Here is a 22,172-nt window from a genome sequence, read left to right on the forward strand (position 1 = left end):
ATGGGTTTTACAGAAGATAACATATCGCAGCTACCTGCACTTAAATTGCTAACCAATTTAGGCTACAAATATTTAAATCCAAAGGAAGCATTAGAATTACGAGACAACCGTGAAAGCAATGTAATTTTAACACAAGTGCTTAGAGAACGTTTAATGAGTATAAACGATGTTAAGCTAGGAAGCAAAACAACAAAATTTGATCCTTCAAATATTGAAAAAGCCATTCTAAAATTGCAAGATGTTCAGTTTTCTGAAGGTTTAATACATGCATCCAATCAAATTTATAACCTTTTATTATTTGGTATCGCAGTAGAGCAATCAATTGAAGGAGATAAAAAAAGTCATACCATTCAATTTATTGATTGGGAAAATTTAGAAAATAATTATTTTCACGTTACAGAAGAATTTCCAGTAATGAGAATGGGACGTAAGGACACCTATCGACCAGATATTATTCTTTTCATTAATGGTATTCCTATCGTTGTTATAGAATGTAAAAGTCCAACTATTAAAGACCCTTTAAAACAAGCTATATCGCAACACATTAGAAATCAACAAGAAAATGGAATTCGTAATCTATATGTATATAGCCAAATTTTAATTGCAACTTCATTACTTGAAGCAAAATACGCAACCACAAATACTAAAGAAGAGTTTTGGGCAGTTTGGAAAGAAAAAGAAGAATTGTATTTGGAGAATATAGAAGAGTTAGTAAATAGAACACCGGACAAATCTATTACTTCACTTTTTTTCAAAAATTCTGATAGTAGATCTCCATCAAATGAAAAAGCCTTTTACGACAAGTACAATGAACATGTTTCTGTAACAGAGCAAGACATAATTTTATATGGTATTGCAAATCCAGAGCGCTTACTTTCTTTTATTAAAGATTACGTGTTATTTGAAGGAGGTTTAATCAAAAAAGTAGCTCGTTTTCAACAATTTTTCTCAATCAATAAAATTATCGATAGAATAAAACCAATTCGAAATGGTAAACGAAAAGGTGGTGTAGTTTGGCACACTCAAGGAAGTGGAAAATCACTTACTATGGCTATGTTGGCACGTAAAATACAGGATACAATAAAAAATCCTCAAATTATTCTTGTAACCGATAGAGTTGATTTAGATAGACAAATTACAAATACTCTTAGAAAAGTTGAGGTAGATGTTATTAATGCAGCTTCAGGTAAACAATTGGTAAGTCTACTAAAAGGTAATGGAGATTTAGTTATAACAACTATTATAAACAAATTTGAAGCAGCTGTAAATAGTTTGTCAGACAATCAATTACACAGTCCAAACATTTTTGTTTTGATTGATGAAGGACATAGAACACAACATGGTGTGTTCAATGTAAATATGGAACGAGTATTACCAAATGCATGTTTTATTGTTTTCACTGGAACACCATTAATGAAAAAACAAAAAAATACAGCCCAAAAATTTGGAGGAATAATAGACGAATATTCAATTAAAGAAGCAGTTTCAGATGGAGCAATAGTTCCTATTTTATATGAAGGACGTTTGGCTGTTCAAGATGTTAATAAAACAGCATTAGATAAAGGTGTAGATATAGTAATGGAAGATCTTCCTGATTACCATAAAATAGACCTTAAAAAGAAAATGAGTCAAGCGGGTTTGATTACAAAGACAGATCAAAACATATTTCAAACTGCATTAGATATTAGTAAACATTTTAGTAGTAATTGGGGTAAAGACGATACAGGTATACACTCTGGTTTCAGAGGTATGGTAGTATGCCAAGATAAATTAACGGCAGTTAAATACAAAAAAGCATTTGATCTAATTGGAAAAGTTACTACCGAAGTAGTTATGTCTGCTCCAGATACTAGAGAAAATAATGAAGATGTTCATAGTTCAGAAGCTCCAGAAGTAAATCAATATTACGAATTACTAAAATCTAAATATGGTAGCGATATTGATAATATGATAATTCAACAATTTGAATATGGAGAAAATATTGAGTTACTTATTGTTATTGATAAATTATTAACTGGTTTTGATGTTCCTCAAACTATAGTAATGTATTTATGTCGTAAACTTAGAGAACATACGTTGTTACAAGCAATAGCTCGTGTAAACCGTGTTTATCCTGGAAAAGATTTCGGATTTATTATTGATTACGCTGGTATTATGGAAGAACTTCACCAAGCTATGGAAACGTATTCAGGTGATAATGACGTTTTTGAAGCTAACGATCTGCAAGATGCAATGACCAATATTCAAGATGAAATAGCAAACCTTCCAAGAGTTTATGCTGATTTAGTAAGTGTTTTTAAATCTGTAAAAAACAATCAAGATATTGAAGCTTATATTCGTATTTTATCAGACGAAGCTGTTAGAGAAGAATTTTACAATAAATTCAGCTCTTTTGCTCGACTCCTTAAAATTGCTTTAGCCACTATTGATTTTCATGATAATACCTCAAACGACGAGATAAAAAAATACAAAGAAGAACTCAAAAAGTATGCTGGTATAAGAGTAGCTGCTAATAGTGTGTATATTGATACTGTTAGTTTTTCTCAATATGAAAAACAACTTCAAAAACTATTAGACCAGCACGTTATTACTGAAGAAGTTATTCGTTTAGTAGATCCTGTAAATATTTTAGATTCCGAGACTTTTGAAGAAGAAGTTGAAAAATTAATTGGACACAGAGCAAAAGCAGAGAAAATTGCTGCTGCTACATCAAAATATATTTCAGTTAATATAGATACTGACCCAATCTTATTTAAAAAGTTATCTGAACTTATTTCTCAAACTATTGCAGATATGCGTGCCAATAGAATATCTGAACTCGAAGCTTTAAAAAAATTAAAGGAGCTTAAAGAACAGGCTCTCAAAGGAAATAGAAATGAACTACCACAAGAAGTTCAAGATAAAAAAAGAAAAATTGCTATTTATCATCTTTTTCAAGAAGAGCCAATTTTAAATGGAAAGCATTTAGAAGCTACATTAGTATTTGATAAGCTTTTATCAAATTATGAAGTTGTTGATTGGGAAAAGCGAAACGATATTATCAATAAAATTGAATTAGATTTTGGTGATTATCTCATGGATGAATTAAATCTTTCAATTGATATGGCTGATAATTTAACTAAAAATGCTATTGAGATTGCAATTGCAAACAAAGGATAAAATGAAAGAGCAAATTGATTTTGGTTCACATAATATTTCATTTGAATTAAAATATTCTAATAGAAAAACTTTAGGTATAAAAGTTCAACCAGATGCGTCAGTTATTGTAACTGCTCCAATAGAAACTTCAATGGCTAAAATTAAATCGGCTGTAAGAAAAAAAGCAATGTGGATTTTAAACCAAAAATCTCATTTTCTTTCAATGGATACAATCACAAATGATATTATTATAAAATCCGGCTATTCTATTCATTATTTGGGGCGTCAGTATAAAATAATTGTTGAAACTGATAATAAAAACGAAGTATCATACAAAGGAAATTTATTTCAAATATCAGTACAGAAAAAAGAAAATGCTCAGCATATTTTTGAATCTTGGTTCAAAGACAGAGCGATTAAAAAGATTATAGAAATTGCACAACCTATAATAAAAAACTTTACTGTTTTTCATCCAGTACCAGTTGATATTTTTTTTCAAGAAATGCCTACTCGTTGGGGTAGTTGCACAATTAAAAATAAATTAATTATAAATCCTAAATTAATTCAAACACCAAAACGTTGTATTGAATATGTTATCATGCATGAACTATGTCATACTATTCATAAGCATCATAATAAAAACTTTTTCAATTTACTAACACTTATGATGCCTGATTGGGAAAAAAGGAAAAATAAATTAGATTCTTATCACTAACTTTATTAGTAACATATTGTAGCTAACAATAAAAAATTTACCTTTATATGTAAACAACGGCGATAAACGCCGTTAAAGAATATTCTTTGTAAATCAATATATTTACCTTACCTTTGTTTTAACGGCGATAATCACCGCAATAAAAGCTAAATAATAAACAATGGCTATAAATGTAGAACGTAGAAAAGAGTTATACGACCTTATGCCAGAAGGTCTAATAACAACACGTAAATGGTTAATGGAAAATAACCTAAGTCGTCATGCAATAGACAATTTAGTAAAAAGCGATCAGTTACAACTTATAAGTAAAGGCATATATGTTAGAAATTCAAGTAAAATAACTTGGCAGTCATTAGTATACTCACTACAAACAATACTAAAAACAGATTTTGTTTTAGGAGGTTTATCGGCTTTAGAAATACAAGGTCTTTCACACTATCTCTCTTTTTCAGAAAACAAAACGATACATTTATATGGTAATGATAAAATACCTAATTGGTTAATAGAGATAGACATAAATATAAAATTCATAAAACATACAACAAAAGGATTTTTAGAAAATGAAAACAATGAAAGTCAAAATAAGTTGTTTACAATAGAACGTGAATGGGATAATGAAGGAAGAAAATTAATTATAGCTACACCAGAAAGAGCTTATTTAGAAGTACTTTCAGATGTTCCATCAAAAATAACTTTTGAACACGCAGACCAACTAATACAAGGATTAACAACTTTATCACCTAGAAGTTTACAAAAACTCCTAGAAAAATGCCAAAACATAAAAGTAAAAAGACTATTTCTGTGGTTTGCAGAAAGACATAATTACGCATGGTCAAACAAATTAGACCATGATAAAATAACATTAGGTTCCGGAAACAGGATGATAGTTAAAGGAGGTAAATTAGACAAAAAATATAAAATAACAGTTCCAGAATGGCTATAGACGCAAACAATATATATGCAAAACAAGTACAATTACTAGTACGTGTATTACCAATAGTAGATACTGAAAAATGCTTTGCATTAAAGGGAGGTACTGCAATCAATTTATTTTACAGACCATTACCAAGACTTTCAGTAGATATTGATTTACTATATCTGCCAATGGATGATCGTGAAACGGCATTAAAGAATATTCGTGAAGCACTTTCTCGTATTAGCAAAAAAATTGAACAAGCAATTCCAGGAACTAAAGTGCAAGATGCGCATGAGCAAAGTGATGCATTAAGATTAATTGTGAGTCAAGGAGAAGTTCGAATTAAAGTAGAATTATCGCCCGTAATTAGAGGAACTATTTTTCCTGAAGTAGTAATGGAAGTCGTTGAAGAGGTTGAAAATGAATTCGGTTATGTCGAAATGCAAGTTGCGTCATTACCCGATTTATATGCCGGTAAAATATGTGCAGCATTAGACAGACAACATCCACGCGATTTATTCGATGTAAAATTCTTATTAGAAAATGAAGGATTAACAGACGACCTCCGTAAAACATTTTTAATCTTTTTAATAAGTCACCAAAGACCAATTTCTGAACTATTAGATCCAAACAGAAAAGACATTAGTGAAATATACGAAACAGAATTTAAAGAAATGGCTGAAGTTGATGTGCCACTCAATCAATTGGAAGAAGCTAGAGAAAATCTAATACATCAAATCAATTCACAAATGACCGAAAATGAAAAGAAATTCCTATTATCATTCAAAAACAAAACACCCGATTGGTCTCTTCTAGAAATGGATAATATTGAAATTGTAGCTAATTTACCATCTGTAAAATGGAAAATGATTAATCTTGAAAAAATGCCAGCACATAAACATAAAGAAGCACTAGATAAATTGAAACAAGTTTTAAAGCTATAAAATTGTATATCTTTTTTATTACTACTTTGATTACAAGCACTTAAATCATTTCTAATAATTAGTAAAGCAATCAAGCGGTCTCACTCCTTATTTCACTTTGTTTCGTTCGGCTGTTTCAGTCAGTCGTTCCTCCTTCCGTTGCACAGTACACAAATATAAAAGCAGTAAATAAGCTATCAAGCCCATTTCCTGCTTTTACATATTGTCCTCATCTTCACACGTTCAAGGGCGTCGTTCGTCGGGGCTAGTATGTCCATGGCAGCAGCTTCCTTTTAGTCAGCTCCTGCATATGTCCATCGCCCCTTGTGTTTTGGGCGGTTGCTCTCTGTTCGTTCAGTACACCCTGATTAGAGTGGCAAAGCCACAATTTGATAGTCTGATAACACTTCGTGTTACAACAGGGTTATGCTTTCAGCACACTGCGTCACTTTGCTCCGCGTCCTCACTTCGTTCCTCCTTGTCCGCATATTGTGTCGCAGGCTTTCTCACATTGCCGCAACACCGCCATCACGCTCCTCAGTCATTTCAAAAAGCTATTTATAGACTATGCGTGCTAACGCTTTTTTCATGCCTTGCGGTGCTTAGGGGTGTTAGATTGCTATACAAAACCTCGTTATTCAAAACAAAAAATAGAAAAAAAAGAAAACAAAGATTTGTTCCAGGTATTCAAAAAAGCAAGTTCAAGCCCTTCGGGTTTCTATTGAAAATCTTGCTTTTTTTAAACCTTCCACAGGAAGTAAAGGCTTTCTTTTTTTCCTTTTTTCTTTTCGAAAAAACAATTGAAAAGGATGAAGGAACGGAAGAAGAGTTAATCTTTAATTCTTTTAGTATGACAAATTTTATCGTTAAAAGCCACGTAACCGGAAAAACCTATGAAAAACCGCATTTCTTTGTATTAAACAAAGGTTTAAATAGCGGAAAACCACAAAACGAACCTTTTACAAATTCCTTTGTTATTATCTTCCAAAATGAAGCTGACAAAGAAGATATATATTGGATAGCGACTAGTTTATGGAAATCAAAATTTTGGATGCCTTATTTACGAGGTTCTGTTATTCCATTTTTAGCCCTACACGAATTCAAAAAAGAGTTTTTCCCAAAAACAACTCGTTTACTCCAAGAGTATGAACAACATCAAAAAAATGTTAAAGCTTTAAAATTATTACAACAACAAGAAACACATTACGCAAAAAATATACACCTAATCAATGAACTTCGAAATGCAATATTGTTGAGGTATCTCATAAAATAAAAATAGCCTAGACTAAATGTCTAGGCTTTTTTATTTGATAAACATTTAATTTGAAAGAGAATAATTATATTTGAAATAAAATCACAATCAATAGTGCAAATAAATTGAATATTTTATGTTTTTACACTATTATATAGTGACTGTTGACAACAAACGTTATACAACATGTTCCATAAACACTAAATGACATAAAATTTCAAAATTTGAGACCTAAAAAATTAAAATCAGAAATTGAACCTTATCTGAAGAAAGCTGATAGATTATGGATAGCTGTAGCATTAGTAAAAGATAGTGCGTTAGACTTCATTCAAACTAATATCAAAAAAGAATGTATTCAGTATTACCTTGTTGGAATAGATTTACCAACACCTATTTCAGTTTTGAGAAAACTACAAAAAAAACAGTCTAAAGGAGTTTATGAATGTGCTATATATAAATCTGACTTTAATTTTCACCCTAAAGTATATTTAATTAAATCAGGAGAAGAATATACAGCATTTGTAGGCTCATCTAATTTGACGGATGGTGGTTTTGAAAATAATATTGAATTTAATTACAAAATAACCAATCAAGAAGACTGTCTTTATATCTTAAAGTGGTTCAATTCTTTGTTTAATGATTCTTACCCATTAACCGATGAAAACATTAATGAATATGAAAAGCAATTTGAATCAGTAAAAGAAATTGAAGAACAACTTAAAAGAAAAAGGAAATCTATCAAATTAAATAAGCCTAAAAGTATTAACAACACTTTAGAAAATATAGATTTTTCTGATAGATATTTTAAAAAAGAACATCATTTAGCTTTCAGAAAAGACCTTTGGTATTCAGATAGTGAAGATGCGATTGGAGAAAGGGAAGTTGGTAAAAATAAGTGCATTGAATTGCACAATAATATTTTTCCATTGTTCAAAAATTACGGCATTCAAATACTACAACCTAATCCAATGTCTGACCATTTAATCTCAATGATTAGACAGATTGACCCGACAAAACCAAGAGCAATTAATGCTATGTGGTTAAGTTATGGAAAAGGAGAAAGAGAAATTAAAGAGTATCAAAAAATTGTAGGACCAGATCAAAAAGCAAAACAAACTTTTATTCATCATGCACGACTTCAAATTAGAATTGATTTTGAGAATATTGGTATTTGGTTTCTTTTTGCAAAAGAGAATGAAGGTGGTTTATTTGATAGAGAGTTCTTTAAAACAAAAATGCGAGAAAGAGAATACAGAGAGACTTTTTTTAATATGGTCAAATCACTTCCAAATGATTATTTTATTGCTGTTGGTGGCGAGAAAAAATTTTTTACCGAATTTAATTCTGCAGAGGAATTGCATACTTTCTGTAAAAAAGACAACATCCAAGAATACTTTATCATAGGAAAAGACTATAATATAACAGATGTAGAAATGTCGGAAGCAAATTTACCGACTGAAACACTTAATGTTTTCAAATTGCTGTTCCCGTTTTATGAAATTATGAGACACAAAATATAATTAAACTTTGTACTCTAAAAACCTCCCGATGAAAAGTCTAAAAACTTAATTATAATCAAAAAAAGCCTGGTCTATCGACTAGGCTTTCTATTTTCTCAGTAAAGGTTACCAATCAAAACTGAGATTATTTCTTTTTGGTAGTAAACTTCTTTAAAAGCAATGTAACACCAAAACTAACAACTGCTCCCACAAAGGCTAAAACTATGGTTTTAAAGACATCTGCTGAGGTAATATTGGGCAATACACTCAACGCAACACCTCCAAAAGTTCCTGCCTTCAAAGTTAAAGAATTATCCATTCTCTTTTACTTCGGGTTCAGTGTCAGCTTCATCTTTGTTAATACTTTTTTCATCAACAGTGATTTGGCTAACCGCCGATAAAACTCCTCCTGCAACTGCTGCATAACCTGCAACAGTAACAACAACAGTAGGCAAAGCAATTGGAGCAGCTACAATACTTCCACTAACTGCTAATAAGGCTAATCCAATGGTTCGTAAAACCTTAAAGAATTTTGGTGTAGGTGCCTTAGCACGATCTAATACGTTCATAATATCAATTTTTAAAATCCAATCAGGACTTATTGTACAATCAATGAAACACTTTCTCCATTATCCAATGCTTTAAAAACCTTGTCTTTCAACTTAGCAAAAGCTTTACGAGATAATAACCCCATACCAGGACCAGAAAGTTTCGTTACAGGAGCAATACAACCTAATAACTCTTTTTGAGCATAATTAGCAGGATGAAATAAAATCAAACTTCTATTCGGTACATCTACTACTTCTAAATGCCATTTGTATTTGGTACTGTATCGCTTTCTAATAAAATATTTCCCTTCAGGAATACAAGAAACTCTTTTCTCATTTTGCTTCCATGGTAATTCAATGGTATAAGCAATAAGTTTACCTTCACATTCTAGTTTTCCGTTAGTTCCTTCAGGGAAATAAGTTCTTGTTAAAAATAGCAACATTACTGACCACTAATTACTGACCACTGAATACTATTAAACTCCTCCATCAACACTCACAATCGATAACGGGTTAAAAGCACCATTTTTCAATGGATACATTTGCCCATTAATCTCTTGGTAGAACTCAATACCTAAAGCTAAAACTAAAGGATGAGTTGAGTTAGCAGTAACCGCGTTACTCAAGTTGATAACCGCAGTTGCAGTAGCATCCCATGGTAAAATGGCTGTTTCACTAGTTGCTACTACATACGTTTCATTAGTAAAGTCAATTTCTGCACCACCAGAAATAACTTTAAAATGAGTAGTACCACTTGGAGCTGCAATCATGTTTGCCGGCACAAAAGATGGAATAGAAACATCTAAAGTTCCTGCAGCTCTGTCAATCGCTGAGGTAAACGGAGCAAACAAAGAAGTACCTAATTTTCCACGAATATTAAATTCGAATCCAAGTACCAATTCAACTTCACCATCAATTACATTTCGTAATCCTCTTTCACTAACAGCATCCGCTTGAATTACTTTTACCATTGTTTGAGTCAAACGACTCACCATTCTACCATCAGCAGAATTCAAAAGCAATGGTCGTAATGCGGTACGCAAAATCTTTCCGGCTTTTCCAGCTCTACCAAATTCAGAACCGTTTTCACGTGTTCTTTGAAACGCAGGGTCGCTAGCAATTCTGCTTGCGTCAATTCCACCTTTCTCACGAGCCAAATGACCATCTTGAGTTTTATAAAAGGTAATATCCCCGATAGTACCTTTCAATTTAATTATGCCTTTCTGTCTAGCCATAACTTCAAAAATTTTATTAATAAATCAGTTAAAAACTCCTTCAATCTCCATGACGTTGCAACATTTTTAGATTGATTTAGAAACAAAATTTAAACAATAAATGTAAGCTTCAAAGTAGTGTGTCATCACATGACACATTTGTCCAAAATCGACATATATGACATCTAAACAAGTTCATTTATCGTTTCTGAACCAGTTCAAATAATAATTACTTTTACTAAAATTAATTCTGATAATCAGTATGAAATAAGTAATTCAAAGCCTAGTCAAAGGCATAGATAAAGTATGAAAATCGAAAAAAAGAGAATATGTATCTATCCAAAGGACATACAACGCATTACAGGGAAGAGTTATAGACAAAGTGCACGATTGTTGCAAAAGATAAGAACTGACCTTGAAAAGCTTGAAAATGAGTTTGTATCGGTTGAAGAGTTCTGTAACTACACAAGCTTAAAAATTGAACAAGTAGAACCTTTAATAATTGGATAAGATTGACAAAGAAAGTATTAATTATTAAACTTCATTTTAAACTCTTTTTACACTCTTAACCAGTTCAATAAATGAACAATAATTATACTTTTTTACTTTGTTTAATCCTCTAATTTTCATAGATTTGTACTAATAAGATTTCGAAAAATTTGCACATTATTTATCGATGCAAAAGCGAGAGCCTAGGATTTTTAAAATTGTTAAAACCAATAATATCAAGCGTTTATAAGGGGATGATAAATCCCTCTTTCTCCGCTGAAAAAATCCTAAACGGTAGCAAAACCCTGTAAATCTTATGATTTACGGGGTTTTTTCATTAGTGGCTATACCAAAAAGTTCATAAAATGGTATTCTATCAGTGACCTATTTAGTGACCTGTTTTTTACAAAACAAATAGGTCACTAAAATAAGCTGAAACACTTGAATAATAAGGTGTTCACGTTTTGAACATCTTGTTTTGAGTGGGTTTAAAAGATAATTTTATAAACTTAAAGTCACCACTATTATGAACAAAACATTCAATCTACTTTTCTTTATCAAGAAAAGTAAAATCAAAGCCGATGGTTCAGCCCCAATCTATTTAAGAATTACTATTGATGGAGTACCCAAAGAAATTTCATCTAAAAGAAATATCCAACCCGATAAATGGGATAACAAACTCCAAAAAGCTATTGGTTCAAGTATTGAAGTAAAATCATTAAATGCATACCTCAAAACTTTAGAGCAACAAGTTTACGAAGCGCACCACCAAATATTAAAAGATAAAGACCAAGCAACTGCTACATCAATTAAAGCAAAGCTTCAAGGGACAGATAAAAGACAAAGAATGTTGGTTCCTATCTTCCAAGACCACAACAACAAAATAAAAGAATTGGTTGGAAAAGAATACGCACCAGGAACACTGGAACGCTATACTACTTCATTGAAGCATACTATCGAGTTCATGCAATGGAAATACAACGTTTCCGATATCGATATTACAAAGATAGATCATGCTTTTATAACCGATTATGAATTTTGGTTACGAAGCGTAAGAAACTGCGCTAATAATACAGCGGTGAAGTACATCAAAAACTTCAATAAAATAATCAAGATATGTTTAGCCAATGATTGGCTCGATAAAAATCCATTTGCAAACTATAAATCAAAAGTCAAAGAAGTAGAACGTGTTTACCTCAACGAAAACGAAATTCAAACTATAATTGAAAAAGACTTTAAAACGGAAAGGTTATCCCTAGTACGCGATATTTTCCTTTTCAGCTGCTTTACTGGTTTAGCTTATATAGATGTCAAAAACTTAACAAAATCACATATAAGCTATGGTATTGATGGCGAGCAATGGATATTCACTCACAGACAAAAAACTGAATCAGCTTCAAAAATCCCTATTCTACCTGTTACACAAATGATAATCGATAAATACGAAAATCATCCACAATGTCTTAATGAAGATAAATTACTCCCAATCCTATCCAACCAAAAAATGAATGCCTATTTAAAAGAAATTGCAGGGATTTGTAAAATTGATAAAGAATTGACCTTTCATATAGCCCGACACACTTTTGCAACAACAGTAACGCTAACTAATGGTGTACCTATTGAAAGCGTTAGCAAAATGCTTGGGCATAAAAATTTGAGAACCACTCAACATTATGCAAAAGTTTTGGATAGAAAAGAAAGCGAGGATATGAAGTCATTAAAAGATAAATTACAAGCAATCAAAATCGATAACTTGAAAATAGGATAGTTAAAGTGTTTACTTATATAGTCAAACAGCAAAGTCTTTAATAATAACCTCTTATCTGAGGGTATTTTTGTTTTATATTCAAAGACCTGTCTCAAATGGTGAAAAATAATTAATTTTGTAGAATGAATGAGATTAATTCTATAGTAAATAATATAAATCGTTTTGTAACTCTAGACAAGTCAGAAATAGATGTACTTTCATCGCATCTTAAAATTGTTCGTATTAAGAGAAAACAACAAATTGTGCAACCTGACTTTGTGTGTAAATTTAGAACATATGTTGTATCAGGAGCTTTAAAGGCATACATCGTTAACCCAAAAGACGGGCACGAGAATGTCATTGGCTTGGCTATCGATGATTGGTGGATATCCGATTTTACTAGTTACATAAATCAGGAACCTGCAACTTTTTTCGTTGAGGCAGTGGAGAACTCAATAATAGTTCAGTTAAGTTTTGAGAATGAACAAAAATTATATGATTTAATTCCAAAATTTGAGCGTTTTTTCAGATTGCATTCACAACGTATTGCTTCGGGTATGCAAAAAAGAATGTTATCGAACTTAAGTAAAACAGCAGAAGAACGATTTGATGAATTTTCACATAGATATCCTAAATTCCTTCATAAATTTCCACAGTATGTAATCGCTTCATATTTGGGAATAACTACTCAATTTTTATCCAAAATACGAAACAATCGAATAAAAAGTTAATCTAGTTTCACTGTTTTTCGTAAAGTAGCAGATTTTCCTTCTCTAATGTTTACCACAACTTTGTGGTGTCAATATTGACATAGAAAATTTAATTCTAAAAACAATGAGAAAATTAGAGAATAAAGTAGCCGTTATCACAGGAGCATCAAGTGGAATGGCTTTAGAAACTGCGAAATTATTTGTTGCCGAAGGTGCTTACGTATTTATTACTGGTCGGCGTCAATCCCAATTAGACAAAGCGGTAAAAGAAATTGGACATAATGTTACCGCCGTTCAAGCTGATTCAGGAAAACTGGAAGACCTTGACAGGTTGTTTGAAATCGTTAAAAAAGAAAAGGGAAGCATTGACATTCTTTATGCAAGTGCCGGTATAGGGGATTTTGGAGTACCTATTGAAGATGTAACCGAAGATATTTACATAAGAACTTTTGATGTAAACGTAAAAGGTACAATATTTACAGTTCAGAAAGCACTTCCTCTTTTAAAAGACGGTGGTTCTATCATTATGACTGGCTCTATAGCTGGTATCAAAGGCATTGCAGGAATGGGAGTATATTGTGCTAGTAAAGCAGCAGTCCGTTCCCTTGCAAGAACTTGGACTTTAGATCTTAAGCCTCGTGGCATCCGCGTCAATGTGCTTAGTCCCGGTCATACGGATACAGCTGTATTTGATGTTGTTTCGCAGGATGTAATTGACCAAATTACTCCGACAATTCCGCTAGGTCGTTTTGGAAAACCAGAAGAAATGGCTAAAGCAGCCTTATTCTTGGCATCGGACGATTCTTCTTATGTTGCAGGCATTGACATGTTTATCGATGGTGGAGCCGCTCAATACTAATTATTTTATTAATTCAAAATCTAGAAATAATGAAAAAATTAGTAAATAAAGTTGCTGTTATAACCGGAGGTAGTAGCGGTATAGGTTTAGCCACTGCTAAAAAATTTGTGGAAGAAGGTGCATTTGTTTATATCACAGGTAGAAAACAAGCTGAACTTGATAAAGCTGTGAAAGAAATTGGCACTGGTGTTATTGCCGTACAAGGAGATATTTCAAAACTTGAAGACCTTGATAGATTATTTAAAATTATCAAGGTCGAAAAAGGAAGTCTGGACATTGTAGTAGCTAATGCGGGTTATGTTTCGATGGTTCCAACCGATAAAGTAACTCCGGAGAATTTCGACAAAACATTTGATACTAATGCGAGAGGTACTTTCTTCACAGTTCAAAAAGCAATGACAATATTAAATGAAGGAGGAGCAATTGTAGTTGTTTCATCCTGTGTTAAAGACATGGGGCTACCATATTACCCAACTTATGCTGCGACGAAGGCTGCTGAACGTGCCTATGTTAAAACGTGGGCAGGTGATTTGGCTTCTAGAAATATTCGTGCAAATGCAGTAAGTCCGGGACCAATTGAAACTCCTTTTGTAAATAATCAATTCGAAAATAAGGAAGCTGCTGAATCTGGCAAAGCTCAGTTTGCAGAACTTGTTCCGATGAAGCGTTTGGGTGAGCCAGAAGAAGTTGCATCAACTATTCTTTTTTTAGCTTCAAACGATAGTAGTTATATTACCGGCGCAGATATTCCTGTTGACGGAGGTTTAACTCAAATTAAATAACATAGGTTATTTTCAAAAAAGAGGTGCAGAAATGCACCTCTTTTTTGAAAATAAAATGGATATCAAAACCATTTCAATATCAACAAAAAAGTTTAATAATTTAAGTATAAAAAATTGAAGAATAAGCTCGTTTTGCATAATCTAGAGTGCAATGGTGGTTGCGAAGTTTGCGTTTGCAAAAAAAGTGTAAATCACAGTTGCAGAGATAAGTATTTAAAAAATAAATGATAATCTTATACAAAATAACATGAAGAAAGAAAACGAAAATAACAATATCGAAAATAAAATAACATACCATTTTTTTGACGCTTTCCAAAAGATTGAAGTCAATAGATGGGATGCAATTGTAGATAAAGACGTTGCGATAAATAGTCCAGCCGGATATAACTTGAGTGGATTGCAAACCTTAAAAGATTGGATAAATGCCTTCGGCCAGGTGGCATATCAAATTGATCTTATTGATGAGCATCTTGCCATTGACGGTGAAGGAAATGGTAGAGCATTCATAACTGTTAATTTAAACTGGAAGCATGAGCAAGAATTTTTCGGATTGCAACCTACTGGTAGAGAAGGAACTTCGGTTGAAACACTATTGTTCACTATTGTGTCAAATAAAATCGTGAGAATCGATGTGGCGGACAATACTTCTGATTTAGCAATTTATTTATGGGATAGAGGCTGGCCGATGCCTCACAATATTAGACCCAAAACAATTATCACAGGAGTCAATCGGAAATTGGTTTGATAGGTAAACTGTTTGTAGGACTTTAAACAACAATACTCAAAAGCTGCCAAATTTTGGCAGCTTTTCTAATTAATAATTGATTCTAAAGAAAAATTGAATATTAAAATAAATACGCTTCTCGCAAGCCTTAATGAACAAATTAATTTTATCGATCTGGAAATTGATAATCCAATTTCTAGATGTGAAAAAGCAATCGAAGTAATTTTGATTTCTATGTATAATCTGAAAAAATTAGTGTCAAAACATGACTTTAAAACAGAGGCTGAAGAAATACGTTTCTTTAAGGAGTTAAAGCCACAGTTCACTTCAAAATTAATCTACTATAATGTAATTTTCAAAATCGAAATGAAAAAGCCGAACGGCGGTAATAGAGTTCTTAGGAAATATTACAACAATGAACTTATAAAGTTAAAGTCGTTTTTTGACAACGAATTAGAGTTTTACAAATATTATCGCTCTGGAAGTGTTTATTTAGATTACAAATACTTTTTAAGAGGCAAATTCGACATCAAAATGTCTTTAGACAGCTACTATTTTGAAACTGACAGAAATTTTTCAACTTCTCACGATTTCAAAGTAGCGAGGATTTTAGCTAATGATTTAATCCAGCTCTACTTAGAAAATCAGCTAATCATCATTGAGAACAAAGATAATTCTGAAAAATCACAACGCAAACCCAACTTACAGCTTACTTGGACAGCTTCAAAAGTTGCATTAATCGAGCTTCTTTACGCATTACATAACGAAGGAGTTTTTAATAACGGTGCTGTTGATTTAAAAGATATAGCCGAATATTTTGAACATATTTTTGACATTGATTTAGGACAACTCATAAAGTTATTTTTCAAGAACCAATTTCTTTAACTGTAAAAATGTAATCGATAAATACGACAATTATCCACAATGCCTTAATGAAGATAAACTTTTTACTTGTCCTATCCAACCAAAAAATGAACGCCTACTTAAAAGGCAATAGCCGTAGTTTGTGAAATCGATAAAGGATTAACCTTTTACATCGCCCGACATACTTTCGCAACTACGGTAACACTAACTAATAGTATTCCAAATGAAAGCGTAAGTAAAATACTTGGACATAAAAACTTAAGAACTACGGAACATTATGCAAAAGTATTGGATGAAAAAGTAAATGAGGATATGAAGATTTTGAAAGACAAGTTTGTTATTAAAAAAGAAGAATTTAAAAATGCGAATTGATACAAGAATTTAAATATATTTTCTTAGAACATAAATTAAATCCTATTCTTTTTTACAATTGTCCTAGTTTTAATTTAGTATTGATTATTTAATTTTGTAATTATAGATTTTTTATAAATCTTTAAAAGACAAATTCTTAATATGAAAAATATTCCTGTTAGACATATTTCAAATATACCAATAAAAGAGCCTGTCCTATTTGGCAATTTTAATATTCGCGATATACAAAGCTTATTAGATGGAAATGATATGGTTGAAAACATTCATCGTCATGATTTCTTTTTAATCATTGTTTTATTTAAGGGAGAAGGTTCTCATACAATAGATTTTAACCCTTATCCTATATCAGAAAGAAATGTCTTTTTTATCAGACCAGGACAAGTACATGAATTAAATTTATCAGCAAAAAGTAAAGGTTTTTTAATACAATTTGACTCACAATTCTATTATCCTGAAGATGAAAATTCACGTCTTCTTTTAAGACGAGTTGGAAATAAAAATTATTATCAATTTGAAGAAATAAAATTTAATAAACTATACACAATTATTGAAAATATTTTACTTGAATATAATGATAAACAATCTGAATATGAAAATGTTATAAAAGCGAATCTAGGTATATTTTTTACAGAGCTAATTCGTAACAGAAATATTTTAGAATGCAATAGTGATATTAAAAATATTTACGAACAGGAGCGTTTAGAAGAATTTGTGAATTTGTTAGAAACTAATTTAAAAGAATTTAAACAAGTATCAAAATATGCAGAAATGCTAAACCTTTCGACTTACCAGTTAAATGCAATTACGAAAACAACTCTAGGTAAAACATGTTCTGAATTGATTAATGAACAAATTATATTGGAAGCAAAAAGATTTTTATTGGCAACTACAAATCAAGTCAAAGAAATAGCTTTTAATTTAGGTTATGATGATGTTTCATATTTTGTTCGTTTTTTTAAAAAACATACAGGTTACTCACCTGAAACTTTTAGAAAAAATTTTAAATAAATCCTACTTAACTCCATATATATCCTAATCTAGTCTTATAGTCCTGATTTAATTTTGTAACAAATAAAAGTTATAAAAATTAATAAAAATGAGGAAAATAGTAACCCCACTTTTGTTAGGATTGGGAGCAACATTTCTAACGGATTTATGGTCTTTTATACTTCGCTTTTTTGGAGTTAAATCTGGTGGTTTGTTAATTGTGGGCAGTTGGTTATCAACAAATATTTTAAATTTAAACCTATCAACTTCACAAAACTGGGTTCTAGGTTGGTCAGCACATTATTTAATTGGGATAATATTTAGCTTTCTATTTTTTAAAATAAATAGTAAATGGCTAAATAACCCAAAACTTTCCATAAGTATTTATTTTGGCTTGGTTTCCACAATCTTTCCTTTATTTATTGCATGGCCTATAATGGGTTTTGGAATTGCATTTTCTAATACACCTATTCAATCAATATTAATTATCAAAACTTTTACTATTCACTTAGTTTATGGTGTTGGACTTTTCTTAACATCAATTTCTATAAAAAGAATAAACAAAACAATCTAATACAAATGAAACAGACTTCTAATAAATGGGTTTTAGTGAGTCTTTCACTTTCAACTTTAATGGCATCTTTAGGCGTAAGTATCGCTAATATTGCTTTACCAACTTTAACAATAGAATTTTCCACAACTTTTCAATCTGTACAATGGGTTGTTATTTCATACCTTTTATCAATAACAGTTATGATTGTTAGCATTGGAAGATTTGGAGATATTTATGGTTTAAGGAAAATATTATTATTTGGAGTTGTTATTTATACATTGTCCTCATTTCTATGTGGAATATCTCCAACATTGTGGTCATTAGTTTTATCAAGAGCTTTGCAAGGTTTTGGTGCTGCTATTTTAATTGTAATCACCCTAGCTTTCGTTAGAAATGTAATTTCTGAAAAAAAAATAGGGAGTGCAATGGGAATGTTAGGTACTATGTCAGCAATAGGAACTGCTTTGGGACCTACTCTTGGTGGATTATTAATCCAAAATCTAGGATGGAGGTTTATTTTTTATATTATGATTCCTTTAGGTGTTTTTAACTTTTTTCTAATTAAAAAATATCTTCCCAAAACTAAAATACAATCTAACCCTGAAGATAAAAAAAATGATTGGATAGGAATAATTTTATTAATCATAACTCTATCTAGCTATACAATGGCAATGACCATTGGTAAGGGAAATTTTAATTGGTTAAATCTTACATTAATTTTATTAGCTGGAATTGGAGGTGTAATATTTATTTATTCACAAAACAAAATAAAAAAACCATTAATAGAATTAAGCATTCTGGAAAATAAAAATTTAAAAATTGGTTTACTTGTAAATTCTTTAGTATCAACTGTTATGATGACAACTTTGGTTGTAGGTCCATTTTTTTTATCTTTTGCATTAGGACTTAACGAAACTTATGTTGGAATAGTTATGTCTTTTGGTCCAATTATATCTGCAATAACAGGAGTACCTTCAGGTAAATTAGTAGATCGTTTTGGTTCCAAATTAATAATTAGGGTAGGATTACTAATTATGGTAATAGGAGCATTTTTACTTTCAATATTACCAATTCAAATTGGAGTTTTTGGGTATATTATTTCATTATCGATTTTGACACCAGGTTATCAGCTATTTCAAGCTGCAAATAATACATCAGTTATGATGGATGCTAATAAAAATCAGCAAGGCGTTATATCAGGCATTCTCAATTTATCTCGCAATTTAGGTCTTATAACTGGAGCTTCGGCTATGGGAGCTTTATTTGCTTATGCCGTTGGTACAAGTAATTTTAAAGAGGCCGATATTCATAATATATCAAAAGGAATGAGCTTTACATTTATCATAGCAGGCATTTTAATAAGTTTTGGATGGATTATTTCAATTTTAAAAACAAAACATAAAAGCTAAAAACATTATTTGTGCAATTCAATTTCACTTTTGTCCTATCTCAAAAAGTTATTTAAGAGATAGTTTTACAACTTTATAAATTAAATTTAAATGAAGAAAATAATATTAATAGCATTCCTCTTATTAAGTAAATATTACATTAATGCACAACAAGCAAACCAATTCAATTCTTGGTGGTATTATTCAGGAAAATACCAATTAGATAATAAATTTAATATTCAAACTTTATATTCTTGGAGTAGACATGATTTTGTAAAGGATTGGCAGCAATCAAAATTGAGAATAGCAACTGGCTATGATTATTCAAATAATTTAAGTTTTAGTTTAGGTTATGAATGGGTAATACTCTTTCCATATGGTCAATTTCCAGTTCCGGAAAAAAGAATTGAACATCGTATTTATGAACAAATTATAATTAAAAATAAGATTGATAATGTATCTATAAATTATGGTATTCAATTAGAACAAAGATTTTTAAATGAATTAACTAGACACAGATTAAGATTAATATTTGCAGCTAAATATCCGATAATTAAATCAGATAAAGGTAAAGAAAAATTAACTTTTTCATTTTTCGACCAAATTATATTAAATATTGACAATGAAGCCAATGGTAAAAATTTTAGTCAAAATAGAGTTTATGCAGGTTTTGAAGTACCGATTAATAAAACAATTACATTAGGTTTAGGTTATATGAATCAATATATTGTTATAAAGGAAAATAAATATGAAAATGATCATACATTAATGGTTTCTTTAAATCATAAATTAGATTTTAGGTCAAAAAAAAAATTATAAAAATGAATATTAAAAAAAGTGACTTCAAAAATCTCACAATGCCTAAACAATCTCCATGAACAACTCAATTTTATAGATTTAGAAATTGATAACGAGATTAAAAAGTGTGAAAATACAATTGAAATAACATTAAAATCAATATTTAATCTTAAGAAGTTTGTAATTAATTATAAATTTAAATCAGAAATTGAAGAAATTCATTTCTTTAAAGATATAAAACCTCAATTTACTTCAAAACTGATTTATTACAATATGGTTTATAAAATTGAAATGAAAAGACCTAATGGAGGTAATCGTGTTTTTGTTTTAAAAAAATACTACAATAATGAATTGCAAAAGCTAAAAGCCTATTTTGATAACAAATTAGATTTTTACAAATATTATCGTTCAGGTAGTTCCTATCTTGATTATAAATATTTTCTTAGAGGGAAATACGATATACAACTAGCATTAGATAGCTATTACTTTGATTGAAACTGATAGTGTGTTTTCAACCTCTCACGATTTCAAAGTAGCAAGAATTCTTGCAAACGATTTAATACAATTATACCTCGAAGACCAGTTGATTATGATAGAGAATAAAGACCTTGGGGATAAATCACAACGCAAACCCAACGTGAAATTAATGTGGACTGGATCAAAAGTAGCTTTAATTGAATTAATGTATGCTTTGCATACCGAAGGAGTTTTCAATAATGGAGCTGCGGATTTAAAAGATATAGCCGAATATTTTGAACATATTTTTGACATTGATTTAGGACAACTCATAAAGTTATTTTTCAAGAAACAATTTCTTTAACTGTAAAAATGTAATCGATAAATACGAAAATTATCCACAATGCCTTAATGAAGATAAACTTTTTACCTGTCCTATCCAACCAAAAAATGAACGCCTACTTAAAAGGAAATAGCCGTAGTTTGTGTAATCGATAAAGGATTAACCTTTTACATCGCCCGACATACTTTCGCAACTACGGTAACACTAACTAATAGTATTCCAATTGAAAGCGTAAGTAAAATACTTGGACATAAAAACTTAAGAACTACGCAACATTATGCAAAAGTATTGGATGAAAAAGTAAATGAGGATATGAAGATTTTGAAAGATAAATTTATTATCAAAAATGAAATGTTTAAAATTAAAAAAATTAACTAACCAACTAAGTTATTGATTTAAAGCTAAAAAACTTATAAATGAATGTGTAATTTATTTACAATATTAATTATTGATTACAATAAATTAATACTACTTACCTGTAACTTCTTTTCTAAAATGAATTCCCCATTTCAGTAACTCATTTAAAAGTCCTTTTGAGGAAATGCCAAGAGGTGTTAATTCATATTCAACTGCTACTGGCATACTATTATGAAGAGTGCGTGAAATGATTTTATTTTCTTCTAATGCTTTTAGCTCTTGTGAAAGCATTTTTGGGGATATATCTTCAATATCTCTTTTAATTTCACCAAATCTCTTTTTTCCAGATGTCAATGAAATTATTATAGGAATTCTCCATTTTCCTTGTATTAATTCAATAGTATCTCTTGCAATTAATAGTTTAACTCGGCATATGTTTTCTTCTTTTCCTTCTCTCATATTATTTTCATTACTTACCCATTGGTAACTAGTTACTAATGGGTAACAAGTATCTTTTGGTAAGCAAAGATATGTAAAT

Annotated in this window: 25 protein-coding genes and 1 pseudogene; 21 read left to right on the forward strand and 5 right to left on the reverse strand. The window is 30.7% G+C overall.

Annotated features, from left to right (window positions below):
- From CX675_RS04335 to CX675_RS04360, 6 genes are all read left to right on the forward strand, one after another.
- Positions 1 to 3,159 carry a type I restriction endonuclease subunit R gene (locus CX675_RS04335; protein WP_130733999.1) on the forward strand — a complete coding sequence of 1,053 codons (3,159 nt, stop codon included), beginning with the start codon at positions 1 to 3 and terminating at the stop codon, positions 3,157 to 3,159.
- 1 nt (position 3,160) lies between these two features.
- Entirely contained in the window at positions 3,161 to 3,853 is a 693-nt protein-coding gene (locus CX675_RS04340; RefSeq protein ID WP_165395974.1) for a M48 family metallopeptidase, read from the forward strand.
- A gap of 160 nt (positions 3,854 to 4,013) precedes the next feature.
- Complete coding sequence (locus CX675_RS04345) at positions 4,014 to 4,796, forward strand: type IV toxin-antitoxin system AbiEi family antitoxin (protein ID WP_130734001.1); 783 nt, start codon at positions 4,014 to 4,016, stop codon at positions 4,794 to 4,796.
- Positions 4,787 to 5,713 carry a nucleotidyl transferase AbiEii/AbiGii toxin family protein gene (locus tag CX675_RS04350; RefSeq protein WP_240723592.1) on the forward strand — a complete coding sequence of 309 codons (927 nt, stop codon included), beginning with the start codon at positions 4,787 to 4,789 and terminating at the stop codon, positions 5,711 to 5,713. Before CX675_RS04345 ends, CX675_RS04350 begins: the two co-directional genes overlap by 10 nt.
- Before the next feature lie 352 nt (positions 5,714 to 6,065).
- Positions 6,066 to 6,965 (forward strand): hypothetical protein, encoded by a 900-nt coding sequence (locus tag CX675_RS20120; RefSeq protein ID WP_240723593.1) that lies wholly within the window; start codon positions 6,066 to 6,068, stop codon positions 6,963 to 6,965.
- Positions 6,966 to 7,168: 203 nt separating this feature from the next.
- Positions 7,169 to 8,464, forward strand: coding sequence for a phospholipase D-like domain-containing protein (locus CX675_RS04360; protein WP_165395975.1), 1,296 nt, complete (start codon positions 7,169 to 7,171; stop codon positions 8,462 to 8,464).
- Positions 8,465 to 8,588: 124 nt separating this feature from the next.
- Here the strand turns inward: CX675_RS04360 and CX675_RS19730 are convergent, their stop codons facing one another.
- From CX675_RS19730 to CX675_RS04375, 4 genes are read right to left on the reverse strand one after another with little or no spacing between them, the layout of a single operon-like run.
- Positions 8,589 to 8,762 carry a hypothetical protein gene (locus CX675_RS19730; RefSeq protein ID WP_165395976.1) on the reverse strand — a complete coding sequence of 58 codons (174 nt, stop codon included), beginning with the start codon at positions 8,760 to 8,762 and terminating at the stop codon, positions 8,589 to 8,591.
- Positions 8,755 to 9,012: a hypothetical protein gene (locus CX675_RS04365; protein ID WP_130734003.1), complete on the reverse strand. Its 258-nt coding sequence runs from the start codon at positions 9,010 to 9,012 to the stop codon at positions 8,755 to 8,757. Before CX675_RS04365 ends, CX675_RS19730 begins: the two co-directional genes overlap by 8 nt.
- Positions 9,013 to 9,041: 29 nt before the next feature.
- Complete coding sequence (locus CX675_RS04370; protein ID WP_130734004.1) at positions 9,042 to 9,434, reverse strand: DUF5675 family protein; 393 nt, start codon at positions 9,432 to 9,434, stop codon at positions 9,042 to 9,044.
- Positions 9,435 to 9,467: 33 nt separating this feature from the next.
- Positions 9,468 to 10,226 (reverse strand): hypothetical protein, encoded by a 759-nt coding sequence (locus CX675_RS04375; protein WP_130734005.1) that lies wholly within the window; start codon positions 10,224 to 10,226, stop codon positions 9,468 to 9,470.
- Between the two features lie 285 nt (positions 10,227 to 10,511).
- Here CX675_RS04375 and CX675_RS04380 point away from each other — a divergent pair, with 285 nt between their 5' ends.
- The 15 genes and pseudogenes from CX675_RS04380 to CX675_RS04445 all read left to right on the forward strand — a co-directional run.
- The gene (locus tag CX675_RS04380) at positions 10,512 to 10,715 is read left to right on the forward strand and encodes a hypothetical protein (RefSeq protein WP_130734006.1); all 204 of its coding nucleotides are present in this window, start codon (positions 10,512 to 10,514) and stop codon (positions 10,713 to 10,715) included.
- Positions 10,716 to 11,220: 505 nt separating this feature from the next.
- A complete protein-coding gene (locus CX675_RS04385) occupies positions 11,221 to 12,462 on the forward strand; it encodes a site-specific integrase (protein WP_130734007.1) in 1,242 nt (413 codons plus the stop codon).
- A 122-nt stretch (positions 12,463 to 12,584) separates the two neighbouring features.
- Positions 12,585 to 13,172, forward strand: a complete 588-nt coding sequence (locus tag CX675_RS04390) for a Crp/Fnr family transcriptional regulator (RefSeq protein WP_130734008.1) — start codon at positions 12,585 to 12,587, stop codon at positions 13,170 to 13,172.
- Between the two features lie 103 nt (positions 13,173 to 13,275).
- A complete protein-coding gene (locus tag CX675_RS04395) occupies positions 13,276 to 14,010 on the forward strand; it encodes an SDR family oxidoreductase (protein ID WP_130734009.1) in 735 nt (244 codons plus the stop codon).
- 29 nt (positions 14,011 to 14,039) lie between these two features.
- Positions 14,040 to 14,792 (forward strand): SDR family NAD(P)-dependent oxidoreductase, encoded by a 753-nt coding sequence (locus CX675_RS04400; protein ID WP_130734010.1) that lies wholly within the window; start codon positions 14,040 to 14,042, stop codon positions 14,790 to 14,792.
- 247 nt (positions 14,793 to 15,039) lie between these two features.
- On the forward strand, positions 15,040 to 15,537 hold the full coding sequence (locus tag CX675_RS04405) for a nuclear transport factor 2 family protein (protein ID WP_130734011.1): 498 nt from the start codon (positions 15,040 to 15,042) through the stop codon (positions 15,535 to 15,537).
- 213 nt (positions 15,538 to 15,750) lie between these two features.
- The gene (locus CX675_RS04410) at positions 15,751 to 16,401 is read left to right on the forward strand and encodes an RteC domain-containing protein (RefSeq protein ID WP_240723601.1); all 651 of its coding nucleotides are present in this window, start codon (positions 15,751 to 15,753) and stop codon (positions 16,399 to 16,401) included.
- Between the two features lie 150 nt (positions 16,402 to 16,551).
- Positions 16,552 to 16,752, forward strand: coding sequence for a tyrosine-type recombinase/integrase (locus tag CX675_RS04415; RefSeq protein WP_240723602.1), 201 nt, complete (start codon positions 16,552 to 16,554; stop codon positions 16,750 to 16,752).
- A gap of 141 nt (positions 16,753 to 16,893) precedes the next feature.
- Positions 16,894 to 17,760 (forward strand): helix-turn-helix transcriptional regulator, encoded by an 867-nt coding sequence (locus CX675_RS04420; protein ID WP_130734013.1) that lies wholly within the window; start codon positions 16,894 to 16,896, stop codon positions 17,758 to 17,760.
- Positions 17,761 to 17,848: 88 nt separating this feature from the next.
- A complete protein-coding gene (locus CX675_RS04425) occupies positions 17,849 to 18,313 on the forward strand; it encodes a DUF2938 family protein (RefSeq protein WP_130734014.1) in 465 nt (154 codons plus the stop codon).
- Positions 18,314 to 18,318: 5 nt separating this feature from the next.
- On the forward strand, positions 18,319 to 19,701 hold the full coding sequence (locus tag CX675_RS04430; protein ID WP_130734015.1) for an MFS transporter: 1,383 nt from the start codon (positions 18,319 to 18,321) through the stop codon (positions 19,699 to 19,701).
- Positions 19,702 to 19,791: 90 nt separating this feature from the next.
- A complete protein-coding gene (locus CX675_RS04435) occupies positions 19,792 to 20,499 on the forward strand; it encodes a DUF2490 domain-containing protein (RefSeq protein WP_130734016.1) in 708 nt (235 codons plus the stop codon).
- Positions 20,500 to 20,517: 18 nt separating this feature from the next.
- The gene (locus tag CX675_RS20250; RefSeq protein WP_255509210.1) at positions 20,518 to 20,973 is read left to right on the forward strand and encodes an RteC domain-containing protein; all 456 of its coding nucleotides are present in this window, start codon (positions 20,518 to 20,520) and stop codon (positions 20,971 to 20,973) included.
- Complete coding sequence (locus tag CX675_RS20255; RefSeq protein WP_255509211.1) at positions 20,966 to 21,298, forward strand: RteC domain-containing protein; 333 nt, start codon at positions 20,966 to 20,968, stop codon at positions 21,296 to 21,298. Before CX675_RS20250 ends, CX675_RS20255 begins: the two co-directional genes overlap by 8 nt.
- A 4-nt stretch (positions 21,299 to 21,302) precedes the next feature.
- Positions 21,303 to 21,655 (forward strand): annotated as a pseudogene (locus CX675_RS04445) (tyrosine-type recombinase/integrase); the annotation flags it as partial.
- A gap of 90 nt (positions 21,656 to 21,745) precedes the next feature.
- Here CX675_RS04445 and CX675_RS04450 read toward each other — a convergent pair.
- Positions 21,746 to 22,093 (reverse strand): helix-turn-helix domain-containing protein, encoded by a 348-nt coding sequence (locus CX675_RS04450; RefSeq protein ID WP_130734017.1) that lies wholly within the window; start codon positions 22,091 to 22,093, stop codon positions 21,746 to 21,748.
- Positions 22,094 to 22,172 lie beyond the last annotated feature (79 nt).

Source organism: Flavobacterium sp. J27 (genome assembly GCF_004303025.1).
Taxonomy (GTDB): domain Bacteria; phylum Bacteroidota; class Bacteroidia; order Flavobacteriales; family Flavobacteriaceae; genus Flavobacterium.

Excerpts from the sequence above, each read along its gene's own strand:
- CX675_RS04395 (WP_130734009.1), top strand. The coding sequence starts at position 13,276 with ATGAGAAAATTAGAGAATAAAGTAGCCGTTATCACAGGAGCATCAAGT.
- CX675_RS04380 (WP_130734006.1), top strand. The coding sequence starts at position 10,512 with ATGAAAATCGAAAAAAAGAGAATATGTATCTATCCAAAGGACATACAA.
- CX675_RS04370 (WP_130734004.1), bottom strand. The coding sequence starts at position 9,434 with ATGTTGCTATTTTTAACAAGAACTTATTTCCCTGAAGGAACTAACGGA.
- CX675_RS04335 (WP_130733999.1), top strand. The coding sequence starts at position 1 with ATGGGTTTTACAGAAGATAACATATCGCAGCTACCTGCACTTAAATTG.
- CX675_RS04405 (WP_130734011.1), top strand. The coding sequence starts at position 15,040 with ATGAAGAAAGAAAACGAAAATAACAATATCGAAAATAAAATAACATAC.
- CX675_RS04350 (WP_240723592.1), top strand. The coding sequence starts at position 4,787 with ATGGCTATAGACGCAAACAATATATATGCAAAACAAGTACAATTACTA.
- CX675_RS04425 (WP_130734014.1), top strand. The coding sequence starts at position 17,849 with ATGAGGAAAATAGTAACCCCACTTTTGTTAGGATTGGGAGCAACATTT.
- CX675_RS04375 (WP_130734005.1), bottom strand. The coding sequence starts at position 10,226 with ATGGCTAGACAGAAAGGCATAATTAAATTGAAAGGTACTATCGGGGAT.
- CX675_RS04390 (WP_130734008.1), top strand. The coding sequence starts at position 12,585 with ATGAATGAGATTAATTCTATAGTAAATAATATAAATCGTTTTGTAACT.
- CX675_RS04340 (WP_165395974.1), top strand. The coding sequence starts at position 3,161 with ATGAAAGAGCAAATTGATTTTGGTTCACATAATATTTCATTTGAATTA.
- CX675_RS04435 (WP_130734016.1), top strand. The coding sequence starts at position 19,792 with ATGAAGAAAATAATATTAATAGCATTCCTCTTATTAAGTAAATATTAC.
- CX675_RS04450 (WP_130734017.1), bottom strand. The coding sequence starts at position 22,093 with ATGAGAGAAGGAAAAGAAGAAAACATATGCCGAGTTAAACTATTAATT.
- CX675_RS04385 (WP_130734007.1), top strand. The coding sequence starts at position 11,221 with ATGAACAAAACATTCAATCTACTTTTCTTTATCAAGAAAAGTAAAATC.
- CX675_RS04410 (WP_240723601.1), top strand. The coding sequence starts at position 15,751 with ATGTATAATCTGAAAAAATTAGTGTCAAAACATGACTTTAAAACAGAG.
- CX675_RS04345 (WP_130734001.1), top strand. The coding sequence starts at position 4,014 with ATGGCTATAAATGTAGAACGTAGAAAAGAGTTATACGACCTTATGCCA.
- CX675_RS04430 (WP_130734015.1), top strand. The coding sequence starts at position 18,319 with ATGAAACAGACTTCTAATAAATGGGTTTTAGTGAGTCTTTCACTTTCA.
- CX675_RS19730 (WP_165395976.1), bottom strand. The coding sequence starts at position 8,762 with ATGGATAATTCTTTAACTTTGAAGGCAGGAACTTTTGGAGGTGTTGCG.
- CX675_RS04400 (WP_130734010.1), top strand. The coding sequence starts at position 14,040 with ATGAAAAAATTAGTAAATAAAGTTGCTGTTATAACCGGAGGTAGTAGC.
- CX675_RS04365 (WP_130734003.1), bottom strand. The coding sequence starts at position 9,012 with ATGAACGTATTAGATCGTGCTAAGGCACCTACACCAAAATTCTTTAAG.
- CX675_RS04420 (WP_130734013.1), top strand. The coding sequence starts at position 16,894 with ATGAAAAATATTCCTGTTAGACATATTTCAAATATACCAATAAAAGAG.